This is a genomic window from Polaromonas sp. UC242_47, from assembly GCF_044452385.1.
Classification (GTDB): domain Bacteria; phylum Pseudomonadota; class Gammaproteobacteria; order Burkholderiales; family Burkholderiaceae_C; genus Polaromonas.
Window position 1 is genome coordinate 176,968 of record NZ_JBIOAO010000002.1, and the last position, 22,871, is coordinate 199,838.

The 22,871-nt window shown below is 56.7% G+C and carries 9 protein-coding genes, 4 tRNA genes and 6 rRNA genes; 15 read left to right on the forward strand and 4 right to left on the reverse strand.

The genetic code is table 11. The annotated features are described in order from the left end of the window. Positions 1-45: 45 nt before the first annotated feature. On the reverse strand, positions 46-939 hold the full coding sequence (locus ACHMXK_RS21540; RefSeq protein ID WP_397442731.1) for a LysR family transcriptional regulator: 894 nt from the start codon (positions 937-939) through the stop codon (positions 46-48). Between the two features lie 90 nt (positions 940-1,029). Between ACHMXK_RS21540 and ACHMXK_RS21545 the strand changes: the two genes are divergently transcribed. Genes ACHMXK_RS21545 through ACHMXK_RS21555 form a run of 3 tightly spaced genes read left to right on the forward strand, consistent with a single transcriptional unit; the run spans position 1,030 to position 3,765 of the window. Continuing rightward, a complete protein-coding gene (locus tag ACHMXK_RS21545; RefSeq protein ID WP_397442732.1) occupies positions 1,030-2,394 on the forward strand; it encodes an acyclic terpene utilization AtuA family protein in 1,365 nt (454 codons plus the stop codon). Beyond that, on the forward strand, positions 2,391-2,759 hold the full coding sequence (locus ACHMXK_RS21550) for a hypothetical protein (protein ID WP_397442733.1): 369 nt from the start codon (positions 2,391-2,393) through the stop codon (positions 2,757-2,759). Before ACHMXK_RS21545 ends, ACHMXK_RS21550 begins: the two co-directional genes overlap by 4 nt. A 34-nt stretch (positions 2,760-2,793) precedes the next feature. Beyond that, positions 2,794-3,765, forward strand: a complete 972-nt coding sequence (locus tag ACHMXK_RS21555; RefSeq protein WP_397442745.1) for a Bug family tripartite tricarboxylate transporter substrate binding protein — start codon at positions 2,794-2,796, stop codon at positions 3,763-3,765. Between the two features lie 98 nt (positions 3,766-3,863). On the opposite strand, the gene ACHMXK_RS21560 is transcribed toward ACHMXK_RS21555, so the two are convergent. The 3 genes from ACHMXK_RS21560 to ACHMXK_RS21570 all read right to left on the reverse strand — a co-directional run bounded on the left by ACHMXK_RS21560 (position 3,864) and on the right by ACHMXK_RS21570 (position 8,291). Next, positions 3,864-4,574: a hypothetical protein gene (locus ACHMXK_RS21560; RefSeq protein ID WP_397442734.1), complete on the reverse strand. Its 711-nt coding sequence runs from the start codon at positions 4,572-4,574 to the stop codon at positions 3,864-3,866. Next, on the reverse strand, positions 4,571-6,241 hold the full coding sequence (locus ACHMXK_RS21565; protein ID WP_397442735.1) for a phospholipase D family protein: 1,671 nt from the start codon (positions 6,239-6,241) through the stop codon (positions 4,571-4,573). The genes ACHMXK_RS21560 and ACHMXK_RS21565 overlap by 4 nt, the downstream gene beginning before the upstream one ends. A 127-nt stretch (positions 6,242-6,368) precedes the next feature. Further along, positions 6,369-8,291: an ATP-binding cassette domain-containing protein gene (locus ACHMXK_RS21570; protein ID WP_397442736.1), complete on the reverse strand. Its 1,923-nt coding sequence runs from the start codon at positions 8,289-8,291 to the stop codon at positions 6,369-6,371. A 133-nt stretch (positions 8,292-8,424) separates the two neighbouring features. Here ACHMXK_RS21570 and ACHMXK_RS21575 point away from each other — a divergent pair, with 133 nt between their 5' ends. From ACHMXK_RS21575 to rrf (ACHMXK_RS21630), 12 genes are all read left to right on the forward strand, one after another. Beyond that, on the forward strand, positions 8,425-8,901 hold the full coding sequence (locus ACHMXK_RS21575; protein ID WP_397442737.1) for a (2Fe-2S)-binding protein: 477 nt from the start codon (positions 8,425-8,427) through the stop codon (positions 8,899-8,901). Then, positions 8,898-11,165, forward strand: a complete 2,268-nt coding sequence (locus ACHMXK_RS21580) for a molybdopterin cofactor-binding domain-containing protein (protein ID WP_397442738.1) — start codon at positions 8,898-8,900, stop codon at positions 11,163-11,165. The genes ACHMXK_RS21575 and ACHMXK_RS21580 overlap by 4 nt, the downstream gene beginning before the upstream one ends. 575 nt (positions 11,166-11,740) lie before the next feature. Beyond that, positions 11,741-13,269: ribosomal RNA gene (locus tag ACHMXK_RS21585) — 16S ribosomal RNA — on the forward strand. A gap of 113 nt (positions 13,270-13,382) precedes the next feature. Beyond that, a tRNA-Ile gene (locus ACHMXK_RS21590) sits at positions 13,383-13,459 on the forward strand. Positions 13,460-13,487: 28 nt separating this feature from the next. Then, positions 13,488-13,563, forward strand: a tRNA-Ala gene (locus ACHMXK_RS21595). Between the two features lie 299 nt (positions 13,564-13,862). Beyond that, a 23S ribosomal RNA gene (locus tag ACHMXK_RS21600) occupies positions 13,863-16,740 on the forward strand. A 145-nt stretch (positions 16,741-16,885) separates the two neighbouring features. Beyond that, positions 16,886-16,998, forward strand: a 5S ribosomal RNA gene (rrf, locus tag ACHMXK_RS21605). A 441-nt stretch (positions 16,999-17,439) separates the two neighbouring features. Continuing rightward, positions 17,440-18,968, forward strand: a 16S ribosomal RNA gene (locus ACHMXK_RS21610). A gap of 113 nt (positions 18,969-19,081) precedes the next feature. Continuing rightward, positions 19,082-19,158, forward strand: a tRNA-Ile gene (locus ACHMXK_RS21615). A 28-nt stretch (positions 19,159-19,186) separates the two neighbouring features. After that, positions 19,187-19,262: transfer RNA gene (locus ACHMXK_RS21620), tRNA-Ala, on the forward strand. A gap of 299 nt (positions 19,263-19,561) precedes the next feature. Beyond that, positions 19,562-22,439, forward strand: a 23S ribosomal RNA gene (locus tag ACHMXK_RS21625). Positions 22,440-22,584: 145 nt separating this feature from the next. Then, positions 22,585-22,697, forward strand: a 5S ribosomal RNA gene (rrf, locus tag ACHMXK_RS21630). The 16S, 23S and 5S rRNA genes sit together here with 4 tRNA genes alongside, the layout of an rRNA operon. Positions 22,698-22,871: the final 174 nt, after the last annotated feature.

The following is a 22,871-nucleotide window of genomic DNA, read 5'->3' on the forward strand; positions in this document are numbered from 1 at the left end:
AATAAAGACGGGCGCAAGAAGCTATTGAATTCGTAGCGAGCGAGGTCAGCGCTTCATGCGCCGCACGATCAGATCATGCAAAGCCTGGGCGGCCACCGACAGGCTGCCTTCCTGCCTGCGCACCACATAAATCTTGCGTGTCAGGTTGGGGATGGCCAAAGGCCGGGTGACCAGGCTTTTGCGTTCGAAGTGAAACAGCGTGAGTGCCGGCACCACGCTGATGCCCAGGCCGGCGTCCACCATGCCTGTCACCGTCGCCAGCTGATCCACTTCAAGCAAGGTGTTGGTTTGCAGCGGATGCAAGGCGGCGTCCAGCGCCTGGCGTACGCTGCTGTTGCGTGACATGTGGATAAAAGGGTAGGGCGCCAGCTTCTTCAGGGTCAATACTTTTTCATTCGCCAGCGGGTGGTCTTTGCGGCACACCAGGTAAAACTTGTCGGTGCACAAAAGTTGCGCGGCCAGGCCGGCCTGGCTGGCACCGGTAGAGGCCAGGGCAAAGTCGGCCTGACCGCTGCGCACCAGATCTATGCAGGGATCTGACAATTGGTCGCTGAGCTTCAACTCGATGCCGGGTGAAGTCTTTTTAAACTCGGAAAAAATCGCCGGCAGCCAGCCCGCTGCCAGCGAGGGCAGGGCCGCCACATGCACGCGGCCTTTGCGGCGTTCGACATGGTCACCCAGGTCCTTGACGGCGGTGTTGAAGTCGCCGATCAGCTGACGCGCCGAGGTTTCAAACAAACGCCCTTCGGCCGTCAGTTGCACGCTGCGGGTGTCGCGGTCAAACAGCCGGGTGTTGAGTTCGTTTTCCAGCGTGCGTATCAGCGCGCTGAAAGCCGGTTGCGACAAATGGCAGGCAGTGGCGGCGCGGGTGAAGCTGCGCTGCTCGGCCAGCGCCAGAAAGGCACGCAGCTGCCGGGTGGAAAGATTGGGGTTGGCCAATTGATTTGACTTTCAAGTGAATCCATACGAATTTTCGATTTTACAAATAGCGGCGACCAGCCTAGATTCGACGACTTGAACACCCGCCCCATGACCCACGCCACAACGTCCCCTTTGCTGATAGGCTGCGCCGCCGGATTTTCCGGCGACCGGGTGGATGCGGCGAGCGCCGTGGTGGACACGCTGATCGCGCGCGGTGGGCCAGCCTTTTTGATTTTTGAAACCCTGGCCGAACGCACTTTGGCGCTGGCGCAGCTGCGCCGGCGAGCCGACCCCGATGCCGGCTTTGAGCCGCTGCTGGACGACATGTTGCGGCCCGTGCTGGCGCGTTGCCTGCAGCACAATATTCGCATCGTCAGCAACTTTGGCGCGGCCAACCCGCTGGCCGCGGCGCGCTTGATCCGCGCCATGGCCCAGGCGCTGGGCCTGCCCGCGCCGCGTATTGCCGTGGTTGGCGGCGATGACCTGTCGGGTGCGTCACACCGCGCCTTGCTGCGCGAACAACTGGGCAGCGCCATGGACGGTCTGCAACTGGTCAGCGCCAACGCCTACATAGGCGCCGAAGCGATTGCCGCCGCGCTGGACGCCGGCGCGCAGATTGTGGTCGCGGGGCGTGTGGCCGATCCCTCGCTGACGGTGGGTCCGGCGATGTCGCATTTCGGCTGGCGTGCCGACGACTGGGACCGGCTGGCGCGCGCCACCATGGCAGGGCATTTGCTCGAATGTGGCGCCCAGGTCTGCGGCGGTTATTTTGCCGACCCCGGCTACAAAGACGTGCCCGACTTACACGCGGTGGGTTACCCGATTGCCGAAATCAACAGCGACGGCGACTGCGTCATCGGCAAGGCGGCGCACACCGGCGGCCTGGTCAGCCTGGCCAGCGTCAAAGAGCAGCTGTTATACGAAGTGCATGACCCGGCCGCCTACCTGACGCCCGATGTGGTGGCGGATATCAGCGCAGCCCGGCTCGCGCAAGTGGCGACCGACCGTGTGGCCTTGAGCGGTGTGCGGGGTCATGCGCGGCCCACCCGCTTGAAGGTGAATGTCTGCCACGAAGGTGGCTGGCTGGCCGAAGGTGAAATTTCTTATGCCGGCCCGCGCGCCGAAGCCCGAGCCCGCCTGGCCGCCGAGGTCTTGTGTCAACGCCTGCCGGGCTTGAGTCTGCGTGTGGACCTGATCGGTGCGCTCAGCATCATGGGCGACGATGGTGGCCGCCTGCTGGCCACGACCGCCGCCGGTGATGCGCGTGATGTGCGTCTGCGGGTCGCCGCGACCCACGCCGAGCGGACGCAGGCCGAACGTCTGGCCAGAGAGGTCATGGCGTTGTATACCTGCGGTCCGGCCGGCGGCGGTGGTGTGCGCACCAGCTTGACGCCGCGGCTCAATACCTTGTCCTGCCTGGTGCCACGTGACGCCGTGACTGTACATTTTGAGATGCTGGAGGATTGGCCATGAACACCGCCACCATCACCGTGCCGCTGTATCGCGCCGCCCACGGCCGCACCGGCGACAAAGGCAACCGCTCCAACATCAGCGTGATTGCCTGGCATGCCGAGCTCTACCCTGTGCTGCTCGCGCAAGTGACGGAAGCGGCGGTGGCGCAGCACTTTGCGCACCGACGGCCCAGCCGCGTCCAGCGCTTTGAGTTGCCGCTGCTGCACGCCATGAATTTTGTGCTCGACGAGGTGCTTGATGGCGGCGTCAACGACGCGCTCAACCTCGATACGCACGGCAAGGCGCTGTCGTTTTGGCTGCTGGATTTGCCGATCCAGATTCCCGTGACGCTGACCGCCTTGCTGGCGGGGCCTGTGTCTGATTGATTCTTAACGAGAAGGAGACAATATGAACCCCACAATGACTGCCCGCATCCGTCCCGTCATGCTGGCTGTGGCCAGCCTCTGTGCGCTGGCGCCCCTGCTGGCGCAGGCCCAGGGCTTCCCTGACAAAACCATCACGTTTGTTGTGCCTTTTGCCGCCGGCAGCGCCACCGACCAGCTCGCACGTGCCATCGGCCAGGCCGTGACCCAGGACATCAAGGTCAGCGTCGTGGTCGACAACAAGCCCGGAGCCAACAGCTTCATCGGTGCGCAGGTGGCGGCCAAGGCCAAGCCCGACGGCTACACCGTGTTCATCACCACCAACACCACGCAGGCCGCCAACGAACACCTGTTCAAAAAACTGCCGTATGACCCGGTGAAGGACTTCACGCCGCTCACCGCGCTGGGCCGCGGCGGCCAGATCATGGTGGTGAATCCCGCGCTGCCGGTCAACAACGTCAGCGAATTTATCGCGCTGGCCAAATCCAAACCCGGCAAGTTGTCCTTTGGCAGCGGCAGTTCGTCCAGCCGTGTGGCGGGCGAACAGTTCAAACAGATGACAGGCACCTACATCCTGAACATTCCCTACAAAAGCAACCCGCCGGCCGTGACCGACCTGCTGGGCGGCCAGATCGACATGATGATCACCGACATGACCACCGGCCTGCCGCAGGTCAAGGCCGGCAAGCTCAAGGCACTGGGGGTGTCAACGCGCCAGCGTTCGCCGCTGGCGCCCGAGGTGCCGACGATTGCCGAGGCCGGCGTCAAGGGTTATGAAATGACTTACTGGTTTGCGGCCTACGCGCCGGCCGGCACACCCGCCGATGTGGCGACCAAGCTGGGTGACATCCTGGCCAGGGCCGCACGCAGCAGCTCGGCTGCGCCTTTTTACCAGGCCAGCGGCACCGAGGTGTTCACCAGCAACCCGGAGGAGTTGCGCAAGTTCCAGGCGGCCGAGACCCTGAAGTGGGGAAAAATCATCAAGGCGGCGGGGATTGAGCCGGAGTGAGGTTTGACTTGGGTTTGTTGGTCATTCAGGCCTCTAGTCCTTTACCTATCAGCGTAGACAGCTACTGATTTGGTAGCGATTTCTGTGGCGGGATGGCGCTAGGTTTTTGGCCTCAGCCGCATCACATCGTTGCCGTCGCGGGGATAAGCGGCCCAGTGGCGCAGCTTGTCGGCGAGCCGGAGCTGGGTGTGGTTGAAGGCCGCGACCAGCTCGGGGTTGGGCGTATCTGGCATCACATTCCAGTGCGTGAATTCGGCAGGCAGGGTTTCTTCACGGCCTGCCTCTTGCAGTTGCCCGCCGGGGGCGAGCTTCAGAAAAGGCGCTTGCCCGGCGTGTTTGGTGCCGGCAGGCCGGACCAGGACGAAATACCAGACATCGTCTTTCTGGTCGATCAAGGCGATGTCTTCGGGCTGAAAGCGGGCGCTGAAGAGTCCGAAGGGCGGGCCGGCGTCAAAGCTGATGTCGGTCGCGCGGCGTATGCCGTCCCGGCGCGACAGCCACTGGCGGCTTTCATAGCTGCGCTTGATGTGCACGTGAATGATGCGGGCGTCGTGCAATTGCACTTCCTCGTCCCAGGCCAGTTCGAAACGGGACGGCCAGGGCAGCCCGAACAGTCCGGCGTACAGGGCCAGCAGACCGCCCACCAGCAACAAGGCGAGCGCGCTTATTTTCAAGGGTGTGTTCAGGCGCATGGTGTAGCCGGGTTGAGGCAGGCCATTGTTGGGCAAGTCCGGCCGATCAACAAGGACTTTTTCGGCTGCCGGCCGGCCCAGCGAGCTTGGAGCGCTGCGGGGCTTCGCGCCGCTCAAAGCATTTCGTCAGGCGCAAAAGGACCGAGCAGCTTGAGCATCAGTTTCAGCCCCAGGCTGGCGTCGGGCTCGATGCTGGTGTCGGCCAGGCCCGAGCCCTGCGGGGCGCGCCAGATCAGCTGGCCGTCCGTTTGCAGTTCGACCTTGTAGGCGCCGGAACTCAAGGCCAGCTCAATCAGCCGGGTGGCGTCGGCGGAGAGTTTGCGGCTGCGGATGATCAGCGCCACCTCGGTGTTTTGCAGTTGCGAACGCAGGTCCAGGTTCAGGGACCCGACCACCAGCAGGCGCTTGTCCTGCACCACCACCTTGGCGTGCAGGCTGGCACGCGAGCCGCCGCCCGAGCCGGAACTGCCCAGCCCGCTGATGCTGCTGAGTGTGCCTTGCTGCTCGGCGCGCATTTCGTAAATCTCTATGCCCAGGGCCAGCAGTTCCTTGCGGTAACGCGCGTAACCGACGTGGGCGGCCGGGGCGTCGTTGGAGGCCAGCGAGTTGGTCAAGACCCGGATACGCACGCCTTTTTGCCGGATCGCGGCAAGTTGCGTCATCATGCGCCGGCCCGGCACGAAGTAGGGCGAAACGATCAGCAGGTCGCTGCTGGCCTGCGACATCAGCTGCAACAGGCCGTCGACGGCGGTGTCCTGCGCTTCCCGCACGTCATCGGCATCGGCGGCAATTTTGGACGGCTTGTCGGCGAGCAACACCGACGATGCCCAGATCCAGGGCAGTTGCGACAGGCGGGTGGTGTCGGGCAGGGGGGCGATCGCGGTGACGGTGCCATTGGGCGCGGTGGTGGTGCGCACTTCCCGCTTGGTCGGATCGGCCACGCCAGCGGGACTGGGCGCCGCCAGGCCGTCGGCGGAGGCCGTTGCCAGCGGCGCGGTGGGCTTGAGCGCCTCGATTTCCCCGGCCGTCAACAGCGACTGCACCGGGTAGGCCAGCGGGTTGTTCCAGTACTGGTCGAAACTTTGCGACAACTCGCGGGTGATGCGGCCGGCGGAGAGCACGTCGGCGTCGATGAAGTTGGTCTCCTGGCCCTGGCCGAAATAGGTTTCGCCGAGGTTGCGCCCACCGGTGATGGCGACCGCGTTGTCGGCGATGAAGGTCTTGTTGTGCATGCGCCGCTGGATGCGGGCCACGTCCTTGAGTGAAGCCAGGATGCGGAAAAACACCGAGCCGCGCCCGCCCGGCAGGGGGTTGAACAGGCGCAACTCGATGTTTGGCACAAACGCCAGTTTCAGCACCTGGGCGTTTTTGCCGGTGGTGTTGAAGTCGTCGAGCAGGATGCGGATACGCACGCCGCGTGTCGCCGCCGCACGCAGGGCGTCGAACATGCGGTCTGTGGTTTCATCCGCGTGAATCGCGTAATACTGGATGTCCAGCGTCTTCTGGGCCGCGTTGATCAGTGCCATGCGGCTGGTAAAAGCCAGTTCGGCATTGCTGACCAGCGCAAAACCCGAGTCGTTGCGGGTACCGGCCTGCGCGGCACGTGCCTCGACCAGTTGCCCGAGCCGGGTTTCCGCCGGATTGGTCAGTGCCGTCGAGACCGGTCTGTCCACCTCGCTGGGCAGGGAGGCACAGCCGCTGAGCCAGACCCCCAGCATCAGCAAGGCGGCCCAGCGCCAGACAAAAGGCAAGAGGCGAACAAAAGACGGCGGGCGAAGGGGCATGAAGCAACTTTGAAGCGTTCAGCCACTTTAGCCTAAGCCGCTGACGCCAAGGGGGCTTCCTGGCCCGACACCTTCGTAGAAGTGCGTAGGCGCCTGGCCCGACCGGGCGGCGCCTGCGGGAGCCGGATCAGCTGGACAAGGTTTCCCAGCGCTGCAGCGCCGCCATCAACTCTTCTTCAATTTTCGAATTGCGCGCCGTGAGTTCGGCCGCGCGTTTGGCGTTGCTGGCGTAAATCGTGCCGTCAAACAGCTCCTGCTCAATCGCTTTTTGCTGCGACTCCAGTTGCTGGATCAGCGCCGGCAGGCCGTCGAGTTCGCGCTGCTCCTTGTAGCTTAGCTTCTTTTTTGATAGCGGTTGCTGACCGTCCTTGCTGGGCTGGGGGCTGGTTTTGCTTGCAACTTTGGTGGCCGGGGCGGTTGTTTTGCCGCTGCCGGTGATCTGCGCCGCGCGTTTCGACTGCGTGATCCAGTCGGTCACGCCGCCTTCGTATTCGCGCCAAAAGCCCGGATTTTCCGGCGTGCCTTCGTAGGCAATCGTGCTGGTCACCACGTTGTCCAGGAAACGCCTGTCGTGGCTGACCAGGAACACCGTGCCTTCGTAGTTTTGCAGCAGGTCTTCCAGCAGTTCCAGGGTGTCGATGTCCAGGTCGTTGGTCGGCTCGTCCAGCACCAGCACATTGGCCGGACGGGCGAACAGGCGCGCCAGCAGCAGGCGGTTGCGTTCGCCGCCGCTCAGGCTGCGCACGGGCGAGCGGGCGCGTTCGGGGCTGAACAAAAAGTCGGACAGGTAACTTTTGACGTGTTTTTTCTGGCCGTTGATCTCGACCCATTCGCTGCCCGGGCTGATGAAGTCTTCCAGCGTCGCGTCCAGGTCCAGCGCGTCACGCATCTGGTCGAAATAGGCGACCTGCAGATTCGCGCCCTGGCGAATCTTGCCGGGCGGCGTGGTGACGTCGGGCTGCAATTCGCCCAGAATGAGTTTGAGCAGCGTGCTTTTGCCCGCGCCGTTGGGCCCCAAGAGGCCGACCTTGTCGCCGCGCAGCAGGGTGGCGCTGAACTTGTTGACGATGATTTTTTCGCTGCCCGGGTGGCCAAAGCTTTTGCTCACGTCGGTCAGTTCGGCCACGATCTTGCCGCTCTTGTCGCCGCTGGAGACGTCCAGATTGACGCGGCCCACGGCGTCGCGCCGTGCCGCCCGGCCTTCACGCAGGGCTTCGAGCCGGCCTATGCGGGCCACGCTGCGGGTGCGGCGCGCTTCCACGCCCTTGCGGATCCAGATTTCCTCCTGCGCCAGCAGTTTGTCGGCCTTGGCGAAGATGACGGCTTCCTGCGCCATCTGCTCTTCCTTCTGGATCAAATACTGGGCAAAGTTGCCGGGGTAGGGCCGCAGCTTGCCGCGGTCCAGCTCGACGATGACGGTGGCGACCTGGTCCAGAAAGGCCCGGTCATGGGTGATGGTGATGATGCTGCCGTTGAAATTGACCAGCAATTCCTCCAGCCAGGCAATCGAATCCAGGTCCAGGTGGTTGGTTGGCTCATCGAGCAGCAAGACATCGGGTTTGGCGACCAGCGCCTGGGCCAGCGCCACGCGTTTTTTCGTGCCGCCCGACAGCGAACCGACGATGGCGTCCTTGTCCAGATGCAGGCGGTGCAGGGTTTCTTCGACGCGCTGCTCCCAGGTCCAGCCGTCCAGGGCTTCGATTTCGGATTGCAGCGCGTCCAGGTCGGTGTGTTCGTCGGCCGCCAGATATTGCTCCACCACGTGTTTGGTCCTGGCCAGTCCTGCGCTGGCAGCTACAAAAACCGTAGCGTGCGGGTCCAGGCTGGGCTCTTGCGGGACGTAGGCAATGCGCAGGTTCTGCTGCAACTGCAAGGTGCCGTCATCCGGCTTGTCTATGCCGGCCAGGATTTTAAGCAGCGAGGACTTGCCCGTGCCGTTGCGGCCGATCAGGCCTATGCGCTGGTTGGTTTCGAGGGCGAAATCTGCGTGATCCAGCAGTGCGACGTGCCCAAAAGCGAGTTGGGCGTCAAGAAGGGTAATTAGTGCCATGTTGCTAGGGATTATCCGGGTCCGCCGTTTCGCATGCTGGTTTCCGGGCTATTAAGAGTGTTCCCGGCTCGCTATAGTGCAGTGGACACCCGCAGCGGGCCGTGCCTGCCGACAACCCCGGAAGCCAGGATTTATGGAACTACACATCAACGGCCAGGCCGTGCAGGTCGATGCGGACCCCGCCATGCCCTTGTTGTGGGTGCTGCGCGACCTGCTGAATATGACGGGCACCAAGTTTGGCTGCGGTGTGGCGGCCTGCGGCGCCTGCACTGTGCGGGTGGACGGGTTGGCCGTTCGGTCCTGCGTGGTGCCGGCGGCGACCCTGGTCGGCAAACGTATCCAGACCATAGAAGCACTGGGCGCCCCCGGCAAACCCCATGTGTTGCAGCAGGCCTGGGTGGCCGAGCAGGTGCCGCAATGCGGTTATTGCCAGTCCGGCATGTTGATGGCGGCGGCAGCCTTGCTTGAAAAGACGCCCAAACCCTCAGACGCCGACATTGATGCGGCCATGACCAATATTTGCCGCTGCGGCACTTACCAGCGGATTCGTATCGCCATCAAGCGGGCGGCGGGCATGGGGCCCGGCAGCACGGGGAAACGCCGGCCATGAAAAGACGCACCTGGTTATTCAGTGCAGCAGGCGCCGCCGGCGCCTTGATCGTCGGCTGGGGCGTGTTGCCGCCGCGCTCGCGCATTGGTTCCGGGCGGCTTTGGCCGCCGGCCGAGGGCGACATCGCCCTGAATGGCTGGATCAAGATACGCCCCGACGGTTCGGTGGTGCTGGCCATGGCGCGCAGCGAGATGGGCCAGGGCGTGTCTACCGCCCTGCCCATGCTGGCGGCCGAAGAGCTGGACCTGCCGCTGTCGCGTATCTATATAGAGCAGGCCGGCGCCGACAAGATATATGGCAATGTCGCCATGCTGGTGGCCAGTCTGCCCTTTCACCCGTCCGAGATGGAGGGGCGGCCGGCCAAGGTGGAGGTCGGCGAGTGGGTGGTCAGCAAGCTGGCGCGTGAGTTGGGCATCAATGCCACCGGCGGCTCCAGCAGCGTGGCCGACGCCTGGACGGTGGTGCGTACAGCCGCCGCCACGGCGCGTGCTTCTTTATTAGGTGCGGCTTCCTTGCAGTGGCGCCTGCCAGTGGCAGAGCTCACGGTCCAGGACGGCGTGGTGTCGCATCCCTCGGGCCCATCCGCCCACTATGGTGAACTGGCCAAGTTTGCCGCCGCCACACCGCCGGGCACGGTCACGCTCAAGGATCGCAAGGACTGGACCGTGATCGGCCAAAGTGCGCCGCGCAAGGATATCCCGGCCAAGGTGGATGGCAGCGCCCAGTTCGGACTGGATGTGCGGCTGCCCGGCATGGTCTATGCCGCCATCCGCCTGTGTCCCATGCTGGGCGGCGCGCCGGGCGCCATGCCCGCCAATGCCGCGCTGGCCATGCCGGGGGTGGAGCGGCTGGTGGCATTGCCGGCTTATGCCGGTTCAACCGCCGGGTTTGCCGTGGTTGGCAAAAGCTGGTGGCAAGCCCAGCAGGCGGCGCAGGCCGTGCCGGTCGACTGGCGCCAGCGCCCGGCCGGCGCCCTGGATTCCCGCCGTATCGAGGGCGAGCTGGAAGCTGCCGTCAAAAGCGATGCTGGCGGGTTTACCTTTTATGAGAAAGGCGCGGTAGACCAGGCCGAAGCCGGTGCGACCCGCCGGATCGAGGCGGTCTACCACGCGCCTTATCTGGCACACGCCACGCTGGAGCCCATGAATTGCACGGTGCAGGTCCGGGACGGCCAGGTGTTTCTCTGGGGGCCGACGCAGGTGCTGCAGATGGCGGCCGCCATCGCCGCGCGTGTCGCCGGGGTGACTGTGGACCAGGTGCACATCACGGTTACCTTGCTGGGCGGCGGCTTTGGCCGCCGGCTGGAGGTCGACTACGTCGCCCAAGCGGTGCGGGTGGCCATGGACTGTGGCGGCCGGCCGGTGCAACTGATCTGGTCGCGCGAAGAAGACACAACCCATGACTTTTACCGGCCCATGCACGTGGCCTTGTTGCGTGCCGCGGTCGATGCGCAGGGCCAGTTGAGCAGCCTGCGCATCAAGTCGGCCGGCGACGCCATCACCCCGCGCTGGATGGAGCGCGGCCTGCCCATGCTGGCCGGGCCTGTCGACACCCCCGACAAAACCACGGCCGAAGGCCTGTTTGACCTGCCTTATGGCTTTCCCAACCAGCACATGTCGCATGTGGCCACCCGCAAAGGTGTGCCGGTAGGGTTCTGGCGCTCGGTCGGGCATTCGCACAATGCCTTCTTCTCGGAGAGCTTTATCGACGAACTGGCCTTTGAGACACAGCAGGACCCGCTGGCCCTGCGCCGGCAACTGCTCAAGGATGCCCCACGCCACCTGGCGGTGCTGAACCTGGCGGCAGCCAAAGCTGGCTGGGACGTCAAACTGCCTGCAGGTCAGGCTAGGGGGATTGCCTTGCACGAGTCATTTGGCGCCATCGTCGCTCAGGTGGCCGAGGCGTCGCTGCTGGCCGGTCAGGTGCGTGTGCACCGGGTGGTCTGCGCCATGGACTGCGGCACCGTGGTCAACCCCGGCATCGTCGCCCAACAAATGGAAAGTGCGGTGGTGTTTGGATTGACGGCGGCCCTGTACGGCAAGGTGGACATCCATGAAGGGGTGGTGCAGCAGAAGAACTTCCCCGACTACCCGATGCTGCGGCTGGCGCAAACACCCCTGGTGCAAACCCATCTGGTGTCCAGCACCCGGCCGCCCGGTGGTGTCGGCGAGCCGGGTGTGCCACCACTGGCGCCTGCCGTGGCCAATGCGCTGTTTGCGCTCACCGGCCAGCGCTTGCGCACATTGCCTTTGCGCGTGATTTAGCAAGAAGTATTGCTGCGACACGGCCTGGGAGTCCTCAAGCCATGCTATAGTCAACGGCTCAGCAGATGAAGGGCTTTTTCAATGAAGTTCAGGCCTCTGTGGAGAAGGTCTTGGAAGCAAAGCAAATTTCAAAATTTGTTTTGACTGGAATGAAAAAACCGGTATAGAATCTAAGGCTCGACTGATTACAGTCAGACTTGCTGAAAACGCGAAAGTCAAGGTCAAATCCAAGGGTGAGATCAGGCAATCGAAGTGCTCAGCAAGCCGGCAAAAAAGTAAATTTTTTGTTGACCGCGATGAAGAATCCGGTATATAATTTGAGGCTCAGCTGATTACAGCTACCGATGAAAACGAAGCAGCAAGCTGCCAAGAAAGTAGTCAGGATCATTAAAAATTTACAGCCGATAAGTATGGGCGTTTGAAGGCGATTGCCAGGTTACTTGTAACCAGGTCTTCTGACCTTAAACGCTCATGGAGATAGAAAAAGTGAAATCGTCAAGATTTCTCTTCAATTCCGTTTTTATGAGTTTCTTCTCGCAGTCAAATGCGGGGAGTTGAAAATTATTGCAGTGATTAAACTAAAGAGTTTGATCCTGGCTCAGATTGAACGCTGGCGGCATGCCTTACACATGCAAGTCGAACGGTAGAGTAGCAATACTTGAGAGTGGCGAACGGGTGAGTAATATATCGGAACGTGCCCAGTCGTGGGGGATAACGTAGAGAAATTTACGCTAATACCGCATACGATCTAAGGATGAAAGCGGGGGATCGCAAGACCTCGCGCGATTGGAGCGGCTGATATCAGATTAGGTTGTTGGTGAGGTAAAAGCTCACCAAGCCGACGATCTGTAGCTGGTTTGAGAGAACGACCAGCCACACTGGGACTGAGACACGGCCCAGACTCCTACGGGAGGCAGCAGTGGGGAATTTTGGACAATGGGCGAAAGCCTGATCCAGCAATGCCGCGTGCAGGAAGAAGGCCTTCGGGTTGTAAACTGCTTTTGTACGGAACGAAACGGTCTGCCCTAATACGGCGGGCTAATGACGGTACCGTAAGAATAAGCACCGGCTAACTACGTGCCAGCAGCCGCGGTAATACGTAGGGTGCGAGCGTTAATCGGAATTACTGGGCGTAAAGCGTGCGCAGGCGGTTCTATAAGACAGATGTGAAATCCCCGGGCTCAACCTGGGAATGGCATTTGTGACTGTAGAGCTAGAGTACGGTAGAGGGGGATGGAATTCCGCGTGTAGCAGTGAAATGCGTAGATATGCGGAGGAACACCGATGGCGAAGGCAATCCCCTGGACCTGTACTGACGCTCATGCACGAAAGCGTGGGGAGCAAACAGGATTAGATACCCTGGTAGTCCACGCCCTAAACGATGTCAACTGGTTGTTGGGTGCATTAGTACTCAGTAACGAAGCTAACGCGTGAAGTTGACCGCCTGGGGAGTACGGCCGCAAGGTTGAAACTCAAAGGAATTGACGGGGACCCGCACAAGCGGTGGATGATGTGGTTTAATTCGATGCAACGCGAAAAACCTTACCTACCTTTGACATGTACGGAACTCGCCAGAGATGGCTTGGTGCTCGAAAGAGAGCCGTAACACAGGTGCTGCATGGCTGTCGTCAGCTCGTGTCGTGAGATGTTGGGTTAAGTCCCGCAACGAGCGCAACCCTTGTCATTAGTTGCTACATTTAGTTGGGCACTCTAATGAGACTGCCGGTGACAAACCGGAGGAAGGTGGGGATGACGTCAAGTCCTCATGGCCCTTATAGGTAGGGCTACACACGTCATACAATGGATGGTACAGAGGGTTGCCAACCCGCGAGGGGGAGCTAATCCCATAAAACCATTCGTAGTCCGGATCGCAGTCTGCAACTCGACTGCGTGAAGTCGGAATCGCTAGTAATCGCGGATCAGAATGTCGCGGTGAATACGTTCCCGGGTCTTGTACACACCGCCCGTCACACCATGGGAGCGGGTTCTGCCAGAAGTAGTTAGCCTAACCGCAAGGAGGGCGATTACCACGGCAGGGTTCGTGACTGGGGTGAAGTCGTAACAAGGTAGCCGTATCGGAAGGTGCGGCTGGATCACCTCCTTTCTGGAAATATGCAATCAAATTCTTACGCCCATTCTTATCGGCTGTTGTCTTAAACAACAGCATTGGTCATCAATCTAATTGGTGCTGCCTTCAGGTTCTTTAGGGAATTGAGAGGGTCTGTAGCTCAGCTGGTTAGAGCACCGTCTTGATAAGGCGGGGGTCGTTGGTTCGAGTCCAACCAGACCCACCAAATCAGGTTTGAAGCGGTTTTGAATCCTGGGGGATTAGCTCAGCTGGGAGAGCACCTGCTTTGCAAGCAGGGGGTCGTCGGTTCGATCCCGTCATCCTCCACCAACTTATCTCGGACGTATTTAATTAATGCAAAGCATCTTTTTTAAGGATGCTTTGTGTTGATTGATTTATATCAATTATTGGCTGTTCTTTAAAAATTCATAGAGTTAAATCAGCGTTGCTAGCGGAAACTGCACATTCGTAAAGGTTTAGTGCAGACCGTGCCGCTAGTGACATTTAATAGAAATTTTGATTGCGTCAAAATGAACTTCAGACTTCACGTTTGAAGATTACGGCATAACGCGTTTGGTGAAAGACCAGACACATTCCTTGTATATCTCTTTGAGAAATCAAAGTTATAGGGTCAAGTGAATAAGAGCACATGGTGGATGCCTTGGCAATGATAGGCGACGAAAGACGTGATAGCCTGCGATAAGCTTCGGGGAGCTGGCAAATTAGCTTTGATCCGGAGATTTCTGAATGGGGAAACCCACCGAAAGGTATCGCATACTGAATACATAGGTATGCGAGGCGAACCGGGTGAACTGAAACATCTCAGTAGCTCGAGGAAAAGACATCAACCGAGATTCCGAAAGTAGTGGCGAGCGAAATCGGAGAAGCCTGTTAGTGATAGCGAGATTCTTAGCAGAACAGTCTGGAAAGGCTGACCATAGCGGGTGATAGTCCCGTATGCAAAAGAAACTCGTGATACTAAGCTAACGAAAAGTAGGGCGGGACACGAGAAATCCTGTCTGAATATGGGGGGACCATCCTCCAAGGCTAAATACTCATCATTGACCGATAGTGAACTAGTACCGTGAGGGAAAGGCGAAAAGAACCCCGGGAGGGGAGTGAAATAGATCCTGAAACCGTGTGCTTACAAAAAGTAGGAGCCTCGAAAGGGGTGACTGCGTACCTTTTGTATAATGGGTCAGCGACTTACATTCAGTGGCAAGCTTAACCGAATAGGGAAGGCGTAGGGAAACCGAGTCCGAATAGGGCGTCTCAGTCGCTGGGTGTAGACCCGAAACCAAGTGATCTATCCATGGCCAGGATGAAGGTGCGGTAACACGCACTGGAGGTCCGAACCGACTAGTGTTGCAAAACTAGCGGATGAGCTGTGGATAGGGGTGAAAGGCTAAACAAACTTGGAAATAGCTGGTTCTCTCCGAAAACTATTTAGGTAGTGCCTCAAGTATTACCGTCGGGGGTAGAGCACTGTTTTGGCTAGGGGGTCATGGCGACTTACCAAACCAATGCAAACTCCGAATACCGACGAGTACAGCTTGGGAGACAGAGCACCGGGTGCTAACGTCCGGACTCAAGAGGGAAACAACCCAGACCGCCAGCTAAGGTCCCTAAAATTGGCTAAGTGGGAAACGAAGTGGGAAGGCTATAACAGTCAGGATGTTGGCTTAGAAGCAGCCATCATTTAAAGAAAGCGTAATAGCTCACTGATCGAGTCGTCCTGCGCGGAAGATGTAACGGGGCTAAGCCAGTTACCGAAGCTGCGGATGTGCAATTTATTGCACGTGGTAGGAGAGCGTTCTGTAGGCCTGTGAAGGTGGCGGTGTAAACCCTGCTGGAGGTATCAGAAGTGCGAATGCTGACATGAGTAGCGTTAAAGGGGGTGAAAAGCCCCCTCGCCGTAAGCGCAAGGTTTTCTACGCAACGTTCATCGGCGTAGAGTGAGTCGGCCCCTAAGGCGAGGCAGAGATGCGTAGCTGATGGGAAACAGGTCAATATTCCTGTACCGATGTGTAGTGCGATGTGGGGACGGAGAAGGTTAACTCAGCCAACTGTTGGATATGTTGGTTCAAGCTTGTAGTCGTGCCTGGTAGGCAAATCCGCCGGGCTTAGATGAGGAGTGATAACGAGTCTGCTTGCAGACGAAGTGAGTGATACCCTGCTTCCAGGAAAAGCCACTAAGCTTCAGCTACACACGACCGTACCGCAAACCGACACTGGTGCGCGAGATGAGTATTCTAAGGCGCTTGAGAGAACTCAGGAGAAGGAACTCGGCAAATTGACACCGTAACTTCGGAAGAAGGTGTGCCTTTAGTAGGTGAACCATTTACTTGGGGAGCCCAATGAGGCTGCAAAAAATCGGTGGCTGCAACTGTTTATTAAAAACACAGCACTCTGCTAAGACGAAAGTCGACGTATAGGGTGTGACTCCTGCCCGGTGCTGGAAGATTAAATGATGGGGTGCAAGCTCTTGATTGAAGTCCCAGTAAACGGCGGCCGTAACTATAACGGTCCTAAGGTAGCGAAATTCCTTGTCGGGTAAGTTCCGACCTGCACGAATGGAGTAATGATGGCCACACTGTCTCCTCCTGAGACTCAGCGAAGTTGAAATGTTTGTGATGATGCAATCTCCCCGCGGAAAGACGGAAAGACCCCATGAACCTTTACTGTAGCTTTGTATTGGACTTTGAACAGATCTGTGTAGGATAGGTGGGAGGCTTTGAAGCCGGGACGCTAGTCTCGGTGGAGCCAACGTTGAAATACCACCCTGGTGTGTTTGAGGTTCTAACCTAGGTCCATTATCTGGATCGGGGACAGTGCATGGTAGGCAGTTTGACTGGGGCGGTCTCCTCCCAAAGTGTAACGGAGGAGTTCGAAGGTACGCTAGTTACGGTCGGACATCGTGACGATAGTGCAATGGCATAAGCGTGCTTAACTGCGAGACTGACAAGTCGAGCAGATGCGAAAGCAGGACATAGTGATCCGGTGGTTCTGTATGGAAGGGCCATCGCTCAACGGATAAAAGGTACTCTGGGGATAACAGGCTGATACCGCCCAAGAGTTCATATCGACGGCGGTGTTTGGCACCTCGATGTCGGCTCATCTCATCCTGGGGCTGTAGCCGGTCCCAAGGGTATGGCTGTTCGCCATTTAAAGAGGTACGTGAGCTGGGTTTAAAACGTCGTGAGACAGTTTGGTCCCTATCTTCCGTGGGCGCTGCAGATTTGAGGAAGCCTGCTCCTAGTACGAGAGGACCGGAGTGGACGAACCTCTGGTGTATCGGTTGTCACGCCAGTGGCATTGCCGAGTAGCTAAGTTCGGAAGAGATAACCGCTGAAAGCATCTAAGCGGGAAACTCGTTTCAAGATTAGATCTGCCGGGGCCTTGAGCCCCCTAAAGAGTCGTTCAAGACCAGGACGTTGATAGGTCAGGTGTGGAAGCGCAGTAATGCGTTAAGCTAACTGATACTAATTGCTCGTGCGACTTGACCCTATAACTTTGATTAGATTCAAGGTTGTTATGCCCAAGTGACGCATTCAAAATACTGCTCTCGCAAGAGAGTAAGACATTAAATAAAAGCTGATTTACTCTATGAATTCGATGACTTGTTCCATGAACAAGTTGTCAACAAGTTATGCCTGATGACCATAGCAAGTTGGTACCACTCCTTCCCATCCCGAACAGGACAGTGAAACGACTTAGCGCCGATGATAGTGCGGATTCCCGTGTGAAAGTAGGACATTGTCAGGCTCTTACAGCAAGAAACGCCCAGCTGATGTCAGCTGGGCGTTTTCTTTCCTAAGGTACAGGCTTTGCTTTTTGCATCAAGATTTCTTGCTTGCAAGTTGTGATGCTTTCAGTTTTTACTCTCTAGCGAGTGTGAAAATTAAAAGTTTCAAAAAGTTGACCGCAATGAAGAATCCGGTATATAATTTGAGGCTCAGCTGATTACAGCTACCGATGAAAACGAAGCAGCAAGCTGCCAAGAAAGTAGTCAGGATCATTAAAAATTTACAGCCGATAAGTATGGGCGTTTGAAGGCGATTGCCAGGTTACTTGTAACCAGGTCTTCTGACCTTAAACGCTCATGGAGATAGAAAAAGTGAAATCGTCAAGATTTCTCTTCAATTCCGTTTTTATGAGTTTCTTCTCGCAGTCAAATGCGGGGAGTTGAAAATTATTGCAGTGATTAAACTAAAGAGTTTGATCCTGGCTCAGATTGAACGCTGGCGGCATGCCTTACACATGCAAGTCGAACGGTAGAGTAGCAATACTTGAGAGTGGCGAACGGGTGAGTAATATATCGGAACGTGCCCAGTCGTGGGGGATAACGTAGAGAAATTTACGCTAATACCGCATACGATCTAAGGATGAAAGCGGGGGATCGCAAGACCTCGCGCGATTGGAGCGGCTGATATCAGATTAGGTTGTTGGTGAGGTAAAAGCTCACCAAGCCGACGATCTGTAGCTGGTTTGAGAGAACGACCAGCCACACTGGGACTGAGACACGGCCCAGACTCCTACGGGAGGCAGCAGTGGGGAATTTTGGACAATGGGCGAAAGCCTGATCCAGCAATGCCGCGTGCAGGAAGAAGGCCTTCGGGTTGTAAACTGCTTTTGTACGGAACGAAACGGTCTGCCCTAATACGGCGGGCTAATGACGGTACCGTAAGAATAAGCACCGGCTAACTACGTGCCAGCAGCCGCGGTAATACGTAGGGTGCGAGCGTTAATCGGAATTACTGGGCGTAAAGCGTGCGCAGGCGGTTCTATAAGACAGATGTGAAATCCCCGGGCTCAACCTGGGAATGGCATTTGTGACTGTAGAGCTAGAGTACGGTAGAGGGGGATGGAATTCCGCGTGTAGCAGTGAAATGCGTAGATATGCGGAGGAACACCGATGGCGAAGGCAATCCCCTGGACCTGTACTGACGCTCATGCACGAAAGCGTGGGGAGCAAACAGGATTAGATACCCTGGTAGTCCACGCCCTAAACGATGTCAACTGGTTGTTGGGTGCATTAGTACTCAGTAACGAAGCTAACGCGTGAAGTTGACCGCCTGGGGAGTACGGCCGCAAGGTTGAAACTCAAAGGAATTGACGGGGACCCGCACAAGCGGTGGATGATGTGGTTTAATTCGATGCAACGCGAAAAACCTTACCTACCTTTGACATGTACGGAACTCGCCAGAGATGGCTTGGTGCTCGAAAGAGAGCCGTAACACAGGTGCTGCATGGCTGTCGTCAGCTCGTGTCGTGAGATGTTGGGTTAAGTCCCGCAACGAGCGCAACCCTTGTCATTAGTTGCTACATTTAGTTGGGCACTCTAATGAGACTGCCGGTGACAAACCGGAGGAAGGTGGGGATGACGTCAAGTCCTCATGGCCCTTATAGGTAGGGCTACACACGTCATACAATGGATGGTACAGAGGGTTGCCAACCCGCGAGGGGGAGCTAATCCCATAAAACCATTCGTAGTCCGGATCGCAGTCTGCAACTCGACTGCGTGAAGTCGGAATCGCTAGTAATCGCGGATCAGAATGTCGCGGTGAATACGTTCCCGGGTCTTGTACACACCGCCCGTCACACCATGGGAGCGGGTTCTGCCAGAAGTAGTTAGCCTAACCGCAAGGAGGGCGATTACCACGGCAGGGTTCGTGACTGGGGTGAAGTCGTAACAAGGTAGCCGTATCGGAAGGTGCGGCTGGATCACCTCCTTTCTGGAAATATGCAATCAAATTCTTACGCCCATTCTTATCGGCTGTTGTCTTAAACAACAGCATTGGTCATCAATCTAATTGGTGCTGCCTTCAGGTTCTTTAGGGAATTGAGAGGGTCTGTAGCTCAGCTGGTTAGAGCACCGTCTTGATAAGGCGGGGGTCGTTGGTTCGAGTCCAACCAGACCCACCAAATCAGGTTTGAAGCGGTTTTGAATCCTGGGGGATTAGCTCAGCTGGGAGAGCACCTGCTTTGCAAGCAGGGGGTCGTCGGTTCGATCCCGTCATCCTCCACCAACTTATCTCGGACGTATTTAATTAATGCAAAGCATCTTTTTTAAGGATGCTTTGTGTTGATTGATTTATATCAATTATTGGCTGTTCTTTAAAAATTCATAGAGTTAAATCAGCGTTGCTAGCGGAAACTGCACATTCGTAAAGGTTTAGTGCAGACCGTGCCGCTAGTGACATTTAATAGAAATTTTGATTGCGTCAAAATGAACTTCAGACTTCACGTTTGAAGATTACGGCATAACGCGTTTGGTGAAAGACCAGACACATTCCTTGTATATCTCTTTGAGAAATCAAAGTTATAGGGTCAAGTGAATAAGAGCACATGGTGGATGCCTTGGCAATGATAGGCGACGAAAGACGTGATAGCCTGCGATAAGCTTCGGGGAGCTGGCAAATTAGCTTTGATCCGGAGATTTCTGAATGGGGAAACCCACCGAAAGGTATCGCATACTGAATACATAGGTATGCGAGGCGAACCGGGTGAACTGAAACATCTCAGTAGCTCGAGGAAAAGACATCAACCGAGATTCCGAAAGTAGTGGCGAGCGAAATCGGAGAAGCCTGTTAGTGATAGCGAGATTCTTAGCAGAACAGTCTGGAAAGGCTGACCATAGCGGGTGATAGTCCCGTATGCAAAAGAAACTCGTGATACTAAGCTAACGAAAAGTAGGGCGGGACACGAGAAATCCTGTCTGAATATGGGGGGACCATCCTCCAAGGCTAAATACTCATCATTGACCGATAGTGAACTAGTACCGTGAGGGAAAGGCGAAAAGAACCCCGGGAGGGGAGTGAAATAGATCCTGAAACCGTGTGCTTACAAAAAGTAGGAGCCTCGAAAGGGGTGACTGCGTACCTTTTGTATAATGGGTCAGCGACTTACATTCAGTGGCAAGCTTAACCGAATAGGGAAGGCGTAGGGAAACCGAGTCCGAATAGGGCGTCTCAGTCGCTGGGTGTAGACCCGAAACCAAGTGATCTATCCATGGCCAGGATGAAGGTGCGGTAACACGCACTGGAGGTCCGAACCGACTAGTGTTGCAAAACTAGCGGATGAGCTGTGGATAGGGGTGAAAGGCTAAACAAACTTGGAAATAGCTGGTTCTCTCCGAAAACTATTTAGGTAGTGCCTCAAGTATTACCGTCGGGGGTAGAGCACTGTTTTGGCTAGGGGGTCATGGCGACTTACCAAACCAATGCAAACTCCGAATACCGACGAGTACAGCTTGGGAGACAGAGCACCGGGTGCTAACGTCCGGACTCAAGAGGGAAACAACCCAGACCGCCAGCTAAGGTCCCTAAAATTGGCTAAGTGGGAAACGAAGTGGGAAGGCTATAACAGTCAGGATGTTGGCTTAGAAGCAGCCATCATTTAAAGAAAGCGTAATAGCTCACTGATCGAGTCGTCCTGCGCGGAAGATGTAACGGGGCTAAGCCAGTTACCGAAGCTGCGGATGTGCAATTTATTGCACGTGGTAGGAGAGCGTTCTGTAGGCCTGTGAAGGTGGCGGTGTAAACCCTGCTGGAGGTATCAGAAGTGCGAATGCTGACATGAGTAGCGTTAAAGGGGGTGAAAAGCCCCCTCGCCGTAAGCGCAAGGTTTTCTACGCAACGTTCATCGGCGTAGAGTGAGTCGGCCCCTAAGGCGAGGCAGAGATGCGTAGCTGATGGGAAACAGGTCAATATTCCTGTACCGATGTGTAGTGCGATGTGGGGACGGAGAAGGTTAACTCAGCCAACTGTTGGATATGTTGGTTCAAGCTTGTAGTCGTGCCTGGTAGGCAAATCCGCCGGGCTTAGATGAGGAGTGATAACGAGTCTGCTTGCAGACGAAGTGAGTGATACCCTGCTTCCAGGAAAAGCCACTAAGCTTCAGCTACACACGACCGTACCGCAAACCGACACTGGTGCGCGAGATGAGTATTCTAAGGCGCTTGAGAGAACTCAGGAGAAGGAACTCGGCAAATTGACACCGTAACTTCGGAAGAAGGTGTGCCTTTAGTAGGTGAACCATTTACTTGGGGAGCCCAATGAGGCTGCAAAAAATCGGTGGCTGCAACTGTTTATTAAAAACACAGCACTCTGCTAAGACGAAAGTCGACGTATAGGGTGTGACTCCTGCCCGGTGCTGGAAGATTAAATGATGGGGTGCAAGCTCTTGATTGAAGTCCCAGTAAACGGCGGCCGTAACTATAACGGTCCTAAGGTAGCGAAATTCCTTGTCGGGTAAGTTCCGACCTGCACGAATGGAGTAATGATGGCCACACTGTCTCCTCCTGAGACTCAGCGAAGTTGAAATGTTTGTGATGATGCAATCTCCCCGCGGAAAGACGGAAAGACCCCATGAACCTTTACTGTAGCTTTGTATTGGACTTTGAACAGATCTGTGTAGGATAGGTGGGAGGCTTTGAAGCCGGGACGCTAGTCTCGGTGGAGCCAACGTTGAAATACCACCCTGGTGTGTTTGAGGTTCTAACCTAGGTCCATTATCTGGATCGGGGACAGTGCATGGTAGGCAGTTTGACTGGGGCGGTCTCCTCCCAAAGTGTAACGGAGGAGTTCGAAGGTACGCTAGTTACGGTCGGACATCGTGACGATAGTGCAATGGCATAAGCGTGCTTAACTGCGAGACTGACAAGTCGAGCAGATGCGAAAGCAGGACATAGTGATCCGGTGGTTCTGTATGGAAGGGCCATCGCTCAACGGATAAAAGGTACTCTGGGGATAACAGGCTGATACCGCCCAAGAGTTCATATCGACGGCGGTGTTTGGCACCTCGATGTCGGCTCATCTCATCCTGGGGCTGTAGCCGGTCCCAAGGGTATGGCTGTTCGCCATTTAAAGAGGTACGTGAGCTGGGTTTAAAACGTCGTGAGACAGTTTGGTCCCTATCTTCCGTGGGCGCTGCAGATTTGAGGAAGCCTGCTCCTAGTACGAGAGGACCGGAGTGGACGAACCTCTGGTGTATCGGTTGTCACGCCAGTGGCATTGCCGAGTAGCTAAGTTCGGAAGAGATAACCGCTGAAAGCATCTAAGCGGGAAACTCGTTTCAAGATTAGATCTGCCGGGGCCTTGAGCCCCCTAAAGAGTCGTTCAAGACCAGGACGTTGATAGGTCAGGTGTGGAAGCGCAGTAATGCGTTAAGCTAACTGATACTAATTGCTCGTGCGACTTGACCCTATAACTTTGATTAGATTCAAGGTTGTTATGCCCAAGTGACGCATTCAAAATACTGCTCTCGCAAGAGAGTAAGACATTAAATAAAAGCTGATTTACTCTATGAATTCGATGACTTGTTCCATGAACAAGTTGTCAACAAGTTATGCCTGATGACCATAGCAAGTTGGTACCACTCCTTCCCATCCCGAACAGGACAGTGAAACGACTTAGCGCCGATGATAGTGCGGATTCCCGTGTGAAAGTAGGACATTGTCAGGCTCTTACAGCAAGAAACGCCCAGCTGATGTCAGCTGGGCGTTTTCTTTCCTAAGGTACAGGCTTTGCTTTTTGCATCAAGATTTCTTGCTTGCAAGTTGTGATGCTTTCAGTTTTTACTCTCTAGCGAGTGTGAAAATTAAAAGTTTCAAAAAGTTGACCGCAATGAAGAATCCG

Coding starts and splice junctions, on each gene's coding strand:
- ACHMXK_RS21550 (WP_397442733.1), top strand. CDS start 2,391: ATGAACACCGCCACCATCACCGTGCCGCTGTATCGCGCCGCCCACGGC.
- ACHMXK_RS21575 (WP_397442737.1), top strand. CDS start 8,425: ATGGAACTACACATCAACGGCCAGGCCGTGCAGGTCGATGCGGACCCC.
- ACHMXK_RS21580 (WP_397442738.1), top strand. CDS start 8,898: ATGAAAAGACGCACCTGGTTATTCAGTGCAGCAGGCGCCGCCGGCGCC.
- ACHMXK_RS21565 (WP_397442735.1), bottom strand. CDS start 6,241: ATGCCCCTTCGCCCGCCGTCTTTTGTTCGCCTCTTGCCTTTTGTCTGG.
- ACHMXK_RS21545 (WP_397442732.1), top strand. CDS start 1,030: ATGACCCACGCCACAACGTCCCCTTTGCTGATAGGCTGCGCCGCCGGA.
- ACHMXK_RS21570 (WP_397442736.1), bottom strand. CDS start 8,291: ATGGCACTAATTACCCTTCTTGACGCCCAACTCGCTTTTGGGCACGTC.
- ACHMXK_RS21555 (WP_397442745.1), top strand. CDS start 2,794: ATGACTGCCCGCATCCGTCCCGTCATGCTGGCTGTGGCCAGCCTCTGT.